The organism is Streptomyces beihaiensis (assembly GCF_026274175.1).
Lineage (GTDB): Bacteria > Actinomycetota > Actinomycetes > Streptomycetales > Streptomycetaceae > Streptomyces > Streptomyces beihaiensis.
Genome location: NZ_JAPHNL010000306.1, coordinates 23,567 through 33,247, shown reverse-complemented (window position 1 = coordinate 33,247; position 9,681 = coordinate 23,567). Strand labels below are relative to the sequence as shown.

The following is a 9,681-nucleotide window of genomic DNA, read 5'->3' as shown; positions in this document are numbered from 1 at the left end:
GCCGCCTCCGCGCGTGACGCCGCCGCCCACCGCCACACCGAACTCGACCGGCTCTCGCGCCACGCCACCGCCGAGGCCCGCCGCCTGGGCCCACTGCGCCGCGCGTACAACAGGGTGGCCCGTCTCGCCTTCCTCACCGCCGGAACCTCCGCCGACAACGAACGCCGCATGCGCCTGGAGTCGTACGTCCTCGCGGCCCGCCTGGAGCAGGTCGCGGCCGCAGCCACCGCACGCCTTCGCCGCATGTCGTCCGGCCGGTACACGCTCGTGCACTCCGACTCCCTCGCCGGACGCGGCCGTTCGGGCCTCGGCCTGCACGTCGTCGACGCGTGGACGGGCCGCGAGCGCGACACGGCGACTCTCTCCGGCGGCGAGACGTTCTTCGCCTCCCTGGCCCTGGCTCTGGGCCTGGCGGACGTCGTCACGGACGAGGCGGGCGGCGTCCGCCTGGACACCATGTTCATCGATGAAGGTTTCGGCAGCCTGGACGACGACACGCTCGACGAGGTCCTCGACGTCCTCGACTCCCTGCGGGAACGCGACCGCAGCGTCGGCATCGTCAGCCACGTCCCGGACCTGCGCCGCCGCGTCCACGCGCAGCTGAGGGTCGTGAAGGGGCGGGACGGGTCGACGGTGCGGCAGGAGGTGTGGTGAGAGGACCGGCCCGAGCCTGAGATCCGGATCGCGTATCGCCCGTCGGATCAGCCCTCGATCGCCCGCCGGGTCAGCCCTCGATCGCGCGGCGCGGCAGCGGCGACGAGTAGACCACGCTCGTGGTCACCGAGCCGAGCGCGCCGATCCGGCCTGAGACCTCCTCCAGGTGGCTCATGGACCGGGCCACGACCTTGAGCACGAAGCAGTCGTCGCCCGTGACGTGGTGCGCCTCCAGGATCTCCGGCGTCGCGGCGACCAGGTCGTGGAACGGCTTGTAGTTGCCCGTCGGGTACCGCAGCCGCACGAACGCGAGGATCGGCAGGCCGAGCCGCTCGGGTGCCACCACCGCCGTGTAACCGGCGATGACGCCGGCCTCCTCCAGGCGGCGCACGCGCTCGGTCACCGCGCTCGCCGACATCGACACGGCGCGGGCCAAGTCGGCGTACCCGGTGCGGCCTTCACGCTGAAGGACCTGAAGGATGCGGCGGTCGGTGGCATCCGGAACGTACGAGGGTGTGGAATCAGCGGCCATGGTCGATCCATAGCAGTGGTTTCCCCGGCGGAGCAAGGGTTCTGCCGGGGAATGTCCCTTCAGGGGCGGTCTCGGGGGCCGTAGGTTCTTGACCGGGAACAGAACGCGGTACGGAGGAGACCCCATGAGCCACATCGACATGAATCACACGGGCATGAGCCACACGGGCATGAGCCACATCGACGCGCCGAGCCCGACGCACGTGGCCTCGAACCCCGTCCTGCGGGTCGCCCCCGCCTCGCCCGCCGCCGCAGCCGCCTACTTCGGGGCGAGCCTCGCCTTCCACGCCGACGTGTCCGACGTCGCCTCGGCGCTGGCCGACGACGGAGATCCCGGGTTCGTCGTGGTCGACTCCCGGTCCACCGAATGCTGGGACCAGGGCCATGTCCCCGGAGCCGTCCACCTGCCCACCGCGCTCATCGCCGAGCAGGCCGAACAGCTCCTCGACAGGTCGGTGCCGGTGGTCACGTACTGTTGGGGCCCCGGCTGCAACGGCGCGACCCGCGCCGCCCTCGCCCTCGCCGAACGCGGTTTCCAGGTCAAGGAGATGCTCGGCGGCTTCGAGTACTGGGTGCGGGAAGGATTCCCGTACGAGACGTGGCAAGGGCCCGCCCGCAGGGAGGCCGACCCGCTGACCGCTCCCACCGGTGCCGACGACTGCGGGTGCTGACCGCGTTCGGCCCGCGCCTCGGCACGGCGCGTGGCACCCTGAAGGCATGTTCAAATCCCGCAAAGTGCGCGAAGAAGACAGCTGGGACGGCGTCGTCGTCGACAAGACCCGCAGGAACACCGACGGCTCCAACCTCTACCACTACGCCGAGATCCGCTTCCCTGACGGCGCGACCAAGAAGGTCCGTATCGACAAGACCCTGTGGGAGGCGGTCGCCGTCGGTGACCGCCTGGTGAAGGAGGCGGGCGCCGCACAGCCGGTCAAGGGGTAGCCGCCGCGCGGCCCGCCGCCTCCCGTCCGTCTCCTACAGGCGGGCCAGTTCGTCCACTAGGTCGTCCAGGCCGAGGGAGCCCTGCGACAGCGCCGCCATGTGCCATGCCTTGGCGTCGAACGACGCGCCGTGCGCCGCGCGCGCCCGCTCACGGCCGAGCAGCCACGCCCGCTCGCCGAGCTTGTATCCGATCGCCTGGCCCGGGATCGACAGATACCGGGTCAGCTCGCTCTCCACGAAGTCCGCCGGACGGCTGCTGTGCGAGCCGAAGAACTCCTGCGCGAGCCGCGGGGTCCACCGCTCGCCCGGGTGGAACGGCGAGTCCGCCGGGATCTCCAGCTCCAGGTGCATGCCGATGTCGACGATGACCCGGCAGGCGCGCATCATCTGCGCGTCCAGATAGCCGAGCCGCGTCTCGGCGTCCTTGAGGAAGCCCAGCTCGTCCATCAGCCGTTCCGCGTACAGCGCCCAGCCCTCCGCGTTGGCCGAGACGATACCGAGCGACGCCTGGTAGCGGGAGAGGTCACCGGCCACGTGCGCCCACTGGGCCAGCTGGAGGTGGTGGCCGGGCACCCCCTCGTGGTACCAGGTCGACACCAGGTCGTAGACCGGGAACCGGGTCTGGCCCATGGTGGGAAGCCAGGTGCGGCCGGGACGGGAGAAATCCTCCGACGGCGGCGTGTAGTACGGCGCCGCCGCACTGCCGGGCGGGGCGATGCAGGACTCCACCTTCCGTACCCGCTCGGCGAGTTCGAAGTGCGTGCCGTCGAGCGCCGCGATCGCCTCGTCCATCACCCCTTGCAGCCAGCGCCGCACCTCGTCGACGCCCTCGATGTGCCGCCCGTGCTCGTCGAGACGGGCCAGCGCCACCCACGGCGTCTTCGCACCGGGCAGGATCTTCTCCGCCTCGACGCGCATCTCCCCGAGCAGCCGGTGGAACTCGCTCCAGCCGTACGCGTACGCCTCGTCCAGGTCGAGGTCGGCGCCGTTGTAGTAGCGCGACCAGCGCGCGTACCGCTCGCGGCCCACGACGTCGGGCGCGCCCTCGACGGCCGGCCCGTACACGTCGCGCAGCCAGTCGCGCAGCGCGACCACGGCGGCGTCGGCCGCGCGCGCCGCCTCGTCGAGCTCGCCGCGCAGCGCGTCCGGTCCTGCGGAGGCGAACTCGCCGAACCAGCCCCGCTGCCGCCCCTGGCCCTGCGCTTGCCCCTGGCCCGCCCACTCGGACAGCTGGGTGACGACCGTCGCCGTCGGCCGGGGGCCCGCGAAGAGCTTGCGCTCCAGGCCCAGTTCCAGCCTCTCGCGGTATCCGGCGTACGCCGCCGGGACCGCACGCAGCCGCTGGGCCACGGCCGACCAGTCGTCGTCCGTCTCGGTCGGGGTGACCGTGAACACCTCGCGCACCTGGTGGATCGGCGAACCCAGATTGCCGACGGCGCGCAGGTGCTCGTCCGCGTCGTGCACCGCCAGCTGCGCGGTGAGCCGCTCGCGCAGCAGCCGCGCGCACCGCCGCTCGACGTCGCTGTCGGCGCCCGGGACGCGCTCCGCCGCGTCGAGCCGGGCCAGCGTGGCACGGGCGAGCTCCGCGACGGCGTCGAGGCCGGCGGGGGAGAGGTCGGGCAGTTTGCTGTGGCACTCCGGGACGCCGAGGTAGGTGCCCTCGACCGGGTCCAGGGCGACGTGGGCGTCGACGAACGCGTCGGCGACCTGGCGGGGAAGCTGACTGGGGCTGTGTGAGGTGTCTGGCATGCCGAACATCCTCGTACTAGTCAGGGGGCCGCGCCACCATGATTCGCCGTCAGCGTGCCGGAAGCGGCCCGCGCATCCGGTGGCAACAACGGTCCGCAGTCCCACTGTTGGAAGATCAGCCGCGTCTCCACCCGAGCCACCTCGCGGTGCGCGGTGAACGCGTCGAGGACGAGCCGCTGCAGATCCGCCATGTCGCGCACCGCCACATGCACCAAGTAGTCGTCCGGGCCGGTCAGGTGGAAGACCGTGAGCGCCTCGGGCAGCGACCGGATCCGCTCCACGAACGGGCCGACCAGCTCACGGCGGTGCGGTCGCACCTGCACGGACAGCAGCGCCTGGAGGCCGCGGCCCAGCTTGCCGGGATCGAGCCGCAGCACGTGACCGAGGATCACCCCGGCGCGGCGCAGCCTGTTGACCCGGTCGAGACAGGTCGAGGCCGCGACACCGACCTGCGCCGCCAGGTCCCGGTAGGTGATACGGGCATCGTTCTGCAGCAGCCGCAGGATCTCCAGATCAACCGGATCGAGTACGACGGAGTCCGACATCGGCCGAACGTAACACGGGACTTGTCCACCGGGAACCGGTCGGTGTTCAGCCTGTGCGCATGGGACACCGTGAGTACGCAGACGAGTACGCAGACGGACACGCGGGCGACGCGAGGGCGCGCCGCACAGTGCGGTCGCTCGCCACGCAGGCCGTGCACGCCGGGCGCGAGGACCTCACCGCGCTCGGTCTGCACGCCCCGCCGATCGACCTGTCCACCACCTACCCGTCCGCCGACAGCCGGGCCGAGGCCGCCCGGATCGACGCGTTCGCCGAGAGCGGCGTCCTCGACGGCGGGCCACCGGTGTACGGGCGGCTCGGCAACCCCACCGTCGCCCGCTTCGAGACGGCCCTGGCCCGCCTGGAAGGGGCCGAGAGCGCGGTGGCGTTCGCCAGCGGCATGGCGGCGCTCAGCGCGGTGCTGCTCGTGCGCATCGCGGCGGGGCTGCGCCATGTCGTCGCCGTCCGCCCGCTGTACGGCTGTAGTGACCACCTGCTCACCGCGGGCGCGCTCGGCTCGGAGGTGAGCTGGGTCGACCCGGCGGGCATCGCCGACGCTATCCGCCCCGACACGGGCCTGGTGATGGTGGAGTCGCCCGCCAACCCGACCCTCGCCGAGGTCGACCTGCGAGCCGTCGCGCACGCCTGCGGCTCCGTGCCGCTGCTCGTCGACAACACCTTCGCCACGCCCGTCCTGCAACGCCCCCTGGAGAGCGGCGCCCGGCTCGTCCTGCACAGCGCGACCAAGTACCTGGGCGGGCACGGGGACGTGCTCGGCGGCGTCGTGGCGTGCGACGAGGAGTTCGCGCGTGAGCTGCGCAAGGTGCGGTTCGCGACGGGTGGCGTGCTGCACCCGCTCGCCGGGTACCTGCTGCTGCGCGGCCTGGCCACGCTGCCGGTCCGGGTGCGGGCGGCCTCGGCGAGCGCGGCGGAACTGGCGCGGCGCCTGGCCGCCGACCCGCGGGTGAGCCGGGTGCACTATCCGCGTCTGGGCGGTGCCATGGTCGCCTTCGAGGTGGCCGGGGACCCGCACGCGGTGATCGCGGGCGTCGGCCTGATCACCCCGGCGGTGAGCCTCGGCAGCGTCGACTCGCTCATCCAGCACCCGGCCTCGATCAGCCACCGCATCGTGGCCGCCGACGACCGCAGGGCCGCGGGCGTCAGTGACCGGCTGCTGCGTCTCTCGGTCGGCCTGGAGGACGTCGAGGACCTCTGGGCCGACCTGGACGGCGCGCTGGACCGGGCGGCGGACGGACCGCGGCAGGACACCGTCAGCGCCGCTGGTGCCGTTCGTACGGAAGCCGGGAGCTGACCGGCGTCGCGTCGAGCCGCGCGGTGATGACCAGCGTGCCCTCCTCGATCTGGTAGTCGAGCGGAAGGCCGAGCCCGCGCATCGCCGCGACCATGCCCGTGTTGGCGGCCTGTGTCACCGCGTACACGCTCTCGCAGCCCGCCTCGATCGCCATCGCGACCAGGCGGCCGAGGAGTTCGGAGCCGATGCCGCGGCGCTGCCAGGCGTCCTCGACGAGCAGGGCGACCTCGGTCTCGTCGCCGTCCCAGAGCAGGTGGCCGAGGGCGACGACGCGGCCCGACGCGGTCTGCGCGGCGATCGTGCGGCCGAAGTGCGGGCTGAGCAGGTGGTTGAGGTAGCGGTCGACGTCGCCCACCGGGCCGTGGTAGCGCAGCCCCAACGTCCGCCGCGAGCACCGCTCGTGCATCGCCCTCGCCGCGGCCAGGTCGGCGGCGTCGGCGCGGCGCACCGTGATGTCGGGTCCCTCCGGGAGGGTGAGCACATCGGCGCCGTCCGGCACCCGGGGGCCGAGCCGGGCGTCGAGCTCCACGAGGGCGCGGGCGCGGGCGAACTCCGTGGGCGTGAACGGCAGATACGGCCGCTCGACGGTGATCACGCCGCCCTGCGGCGTGCGCAGCCGCATCACGGTCTCGTCGAGCGCGCCCTCGACGGAGGGGCGGTCGCCCTCACCGTCGGCCTCCACCGCGCCGGCGGACGGGGCCGGGCGCGAGCGGATGGTGCAACGCCCCAGCAACTGCCGCAGCGACAGCGGTAGTTCGGCGGCGTCGAGAGCCGTCCGTGTGGCCAGGCCCAGGATTCTGGTGGGGGCGTCCACCAGGTCGTGGGCGTCGGCGCGCTCGATCCAGGTGCCGCAGCCGCCGGCCAGCGCGACCGCGCGGGTCAGATCGGCGACGGGCAGTTCCTGGGGGGCGCGCAGCAGGAACTCGTCGACGGTGCCGTCGGCCAGTGGGTGCGTCTGCAGGCTCAGGATGTCGATCCGCCGGTGGGCGAGCGCCGTGCACAGCGCGGCGAGCGAACCGGGAGCGTCGCGCACGGTGGTCCGCATCCGCCACAAGCAGCTGTCCGCCGGGTCGGGCGACGTCTGCTCCGGGGCCTGCCGCCCGTCCGCCGTCTCGGGAAAGACGTGCGGACGGGCGCTGGTATCGGGGGAGGGAGGGGCGTGGTTGTGGCGCCGTGACCACCAGGCGTGGAACCCGGCGGTGCCGAAGAGCGCGACGGCCGAGACGACGAGCAGAGCGGGGCCGTGCGGCCCGTGCCCGACCAGGTTGGCCACCGCGTCCGCCACCGCGACGGCGGTGAACAGGGCGGCCAGTTCGACCAGGTCCCTGCGCCAGTGGTGCACCGGCCGTCCGTTCCTCGCGCGCGTCACGTCAGACATGTCTGGACTCATGCCCTCCACTGTGAAGGAACGGTGTTGCGTGATCACGAACGCTTTGTGACCGCTGAGTAAAGACGGCGTTTGCCCGTTTTGACTGGACCCTGCGCTCCTGGAACACTCAGGAAAGCTGTACAGGTAAACTGGACAGTGTCGCCTGTGCGAATTACCGTGGCGGCATGAGCGAGAACCCGGATCCGTCGGCTTCGGCTGTCGAGGTGTCGCGGGAGATCCGCGCCGTCGTCAGTCGGCTGCGGCGGCGCCTGCTGAGCGCCTCGCGGACCGACGAGATGACCTTGGGGCAGGCGACCGTCCTGGCCCGCCTGTCCGACAAGAAGGCGGTCACGGCCAGCGAACTCGCCGCGAGCGAGGGAGTGCGGCACCAGTCCATGACGGCGACCGTCGCCGCGCTCGCCGCCCTCGGGCTCGTGGAGCGGACCCCCGACCCGGACGACGGGCGGCGCCTGCTCATCACACTGACCCCTCAGGGCCGTCGGCGCGTCGAGGAAGGCCGCCAGGCCCGTACCGAATGGCTCGCCGGACGGTTGCGGGACATGTGCACCGAAGAGGAGCGACAGACCGTACTGGCGGCCATGACCGTACTTCGGCGGCTGATCGACGACTGATGTGCCGATCCATGAACGACGTGACGAACGGCGCCGCCAGGAGGGCGACCGGCGCGGAGACCGGCTTCGACCGGCGGCTGCTGCCCCCGATGCTGCTCGGGTCGGTCCTCAACCCGGTCAACTCGACGATCATCTCCGTCGCCCTCGTCCCCATCGGCCGGGCCCTCGGCGCCCCCGCCGCGCAGACCGCGTGGCTGGTCAGCGCCCTGTACCTGGCGACCTCCCTCGGCCAGCCGGTCGTCGGCCGGCTCATCGACCTCTTCGGGCCGCGCAGGCTCTTCCTCATCAGCACCGGCCTCGTCGGCGTCGCCGGTGTCGTCGGAACCCTCGCGCCGAACCTCGGTGTGCTCATCGGCGCCCGCGTCCTGCTCGGCTTCGGCACCTGCGCCGGTTACCCCGCGGCGATGGCACTCGTGCGCAGTGAAGCCGACCGCACCGGACGCGACAGCCCCGCCGGGGTGCTCACCGCGCTCGCCGTCGCCAACCAGACGATCGCGGTCGTCGGGCCGCTCCTCGGTGGTCTCCTCATCGCGGCGGGCGGCTGGCGCGCCACCTTCGCGCTGAACGTTCCGCTCGCTGTCGCCGCCGTACTGCTCGGCCTGTGGCGGCTGCCCGGGCCCAAGGCGCCGTCGGCGCGGGCCAGGGCGAGCGGGGGCGTCGCCGCGCAGCTCGACCTGCTCGGCATGGGGCTCTTCGCCGCGACGCTCGTGTCCTTGCTGCTCTTCCTCATGAACCTGCGGCCGCCCGACTGGTACCTGCTCCTCGCCGTCGCCGCCTCCGCGACCGCCTTCGCGCTGCGTGAGCTGAGGGCCACCGCCCCCTTCATCGACCTGCGGGTGCTCGGCGGCAACACGCCTCTCCTGGCCACCTACGCACGCGCACTCGTCGCCTACGTCGTCGCGTACGCCTTCCTCTACGGCTTCAGCCAGTGGTCCGAGGACGGCCACGGACTCACCCCGTTCCACGCCGGACTGGTGCAGATACCCATGTTCGTGGTGGGTATCGGCGTCTCCATCGTCTCCGGACGGCGTCGGGGCGTCCGGGGCAAGCTCCTCGTCGGTGCCGCCGGACAGATCGTCGCCTGCGTGGTGCTGCTGACGCTCACCGGAACCAGTCCGCTGTGGACCCTCGTCCTCGTCGCCCTGATCTTCGGCCTCCCGCAGGGGCTCAACAACCTCGCCCTGCAGAACTCGGTCTACTTCCAGGCCGACCCCGAACGCACCGCCTCGTCCGCCGGACTCCTGCGCACCTTCGCCTACATGGGCTCCATGATCGCCTCGTCCGCGTCCGCCGCGTCCTTCGGACAGCGCGCCGACACCGACGGCATGCACCACCTGGCCTGGATCATGCTCGGCGCCGGCGTCCTGTATCTGCTGCTCACCGTCTTCGACCGCACGCTCGGCCGCGTAGCGACGTCACCAGGGCGTCACGTCGTTCCTTGTAGGCGCGTCGGCAGCGGCGCAGCTGCCGGTCGTACGCGCCGTGCTCGATGAAGCGGGCCAGTGTCGCCTGGTCCTGCGCGGGGTTGCCGAGAGCCATGTACCGCTTGCGTACGACGGCCTCGTCCGCGAGCGTGTCCGGCACGACGAGCCAGCCCAGGCGCAGCCCCGGCACGAGCGACTTGCCGACGGAACCCGCATACGCGACATGACCGGGTCGAGCCCCTGCAGCGCGCCCACCGGCGCCCGGTCGTAGCGCAAGTCCCCGTCGTAGTCGTCCTCCACGACCAGGCCGTCCACCGCGCGCCCGGGCGAGCGGTCCGGCCCTGCGCGCCGCCGAGCACGCGTGACGACGGCCCACAGCCCCGATGCGCGCAGCGGCTCCATGGCGAGCCCCTCCGCGTCCAGCGGCAACCGCACCGCCCGAGGCCCCACCGAGGCGAACAGCTCCTCGTACTGCGGGCTGCCGGGCCCTGGGCAGCGCGCTGGTCGCCGCCGGGGTCGCCGCGG

At 72.6% G+C, this 9,681-nt stretch carries 10 protein-coding genes and 1 pseudogene; 6 read left to right on the top strand and 5 right to left on the bottom strand.

All coding sequences use genetic code 11. From position 1 onward, the window contains the following. A partial coding sequence (locus tag OFY01_RS26775; RefSeq protein WP_323135564.1) for an SbcC/MukB-like Walker B domain-containing protein occupies window positions 1-654 on the top strand: 654 nt, incomplete at its 5' end. A gap of 70 nt (window positions 655-724) precedes the next feature. Here OFY01_RS26775 and OFY01_RS26770 read toward each other — a convergent pair. Continuing rightward, a complete protein-coding gene (locus tag OFY01_RS26770) occupies window positions 725-1,186 on the bottom strand; it encodes an Lrp/AsnC family transcriptional regulator (protein WP_266604099.1) in 462 nt (153 codons plus the stop codon). A gap of 169 nt (window positions 1,187-1,355) precedes the next feature. Here OFY01_RS26770 and OFY01_RS26765 point away from each other — a divergent pair, with 169 nt between their 5' ends. Both OFY01_RS26765 and OFY01_RS26760 read left to right on the top strand, forming a co-directional pair. Beyond that, window positions 1,356-1,856: a rhodanese-like domain-containing protein gene (locus OFY01_RS26765; RefSeq protein ID WP_266604105.1), complete on the top strand. Its 501-nt coding sequence runs from the start codon at window positions 1,356-1,358 to the stop codon at window positions 1,854-1,856. Window positions 1,857-1,902: 46 nt separating this feature from the next. Then, window positions 1,903-2,127, top strand: coding sequence for a DUF7489 domain-containing protein (locus tag OFY01_RS26760; protein ID WP_266604097.1), 225 nt, complete (start codon window positions 1,903-1,905; stop codon window positions 2,125-2,127). Window positions 2,128-2,160: 33 nt separating this feature from the next. Here OFY01_RS26760 and OFY01_RS26755 read toward each other — a convergent pair whose 3' ends face one another. Together OFY01_RS26755 and OFY01_RS26750 are read right to left on the bottom strand one after the other, a co-directional pair. Next, window positions 2,161-3,876, bottom strand: coding sequence for a DUF885 domain-containing protein (locus tag OFY01_RS26755; RefSeq protein WP_266604095.1), 1,716 nt, complete (start codon window positions 3,874-3,876; stop codon window positions 2,161-2,163). A 20-nt stretch (window positions 3,877-3,896) separates the two neighbouring features. After that, entirely contained in the window at window positions 3,897-4,421 is a 525-nt protein-coding gene (locus tag OFY01_RS26750) for an Lrp/AsnC family transcriptional regulator (protein WP_266604093.1), read from the bottom strand. 59 nt (window positions 4,422-4,480) lie between these two features. Between OFY01_RS26750 and OFY01_RS26745 the strand changes: the two genes are divergently transcribed. Further along, entirely contained in the window at window positions 4,481-5,731 is a 1,251-nt protein-coding gene (locus tag OFY01_RS26745) for a trans-sulfuration enzyme family protein (protein WP_266604091.1), read from the top strand. Here OFY01_RS26745 and OFY01_RS26740 read toward each other — a convergent pair. Next, window positions 5,691-7,109 (bottom strand): GNAT family N-acetyltransferase, encoded by a 1,419-nt coding sequence (locus tag OFY01_RS26740; protein WP_266604089.1) that lies wholly within the window; start codon window positions 7,107-7,109, stop codon window positions 5,691-5,693. The two genes, OFY01_RS26745 and OFY01_RS26740, sit on opposite strands and share 41 nt — an antisense overlap. Window positions 7,110-7,285: 176 nt before the next feature. Between OFY01_RS26740 and OFY01_RS26735 the strand changes: the two genes are divergently transcribed. Then, window positions 7,286-7,732: a MarR family winged helix-turn-helix transcriptional regulator gene (locus OFY01_RS26735; protein ID WP_266604087.1), complete on the top strand. Its 447-nt coding sequence runs from the start codon at window positions 7,286-7,288 to the stop codon at window positions 7,730-7,732. 11 nt (window positions 7,733-7,743) lie between these two features. Beyond that, a complete protein-coding gene (locus OFY01_RS26730) occupies window positions 7,744-9,225 on the top strand; it encodes an MFS transporter (RefSeq protein WP_266604085.1) in 1,482 nt (493 codons plus the stop codon). Here the strand turns inward: OFY01_RS26730 and OFY01_RS26725 are convergent. Further along, window positions 9,137-9,642 (bottom strand): annotated as a pseudogene (locus tag OFY01_RS26725) (aminotransferase class I/II-fold pyridoxal phosphate-dependent enzyme); the annotation flags it as partial. The gene OFY01_RS26730 and the pseudogene OFY01_RS26725 overlap by 89 nt on opposite strands. Window positions 9,643-9,681 lie beyond the last annotated feature (39 nt).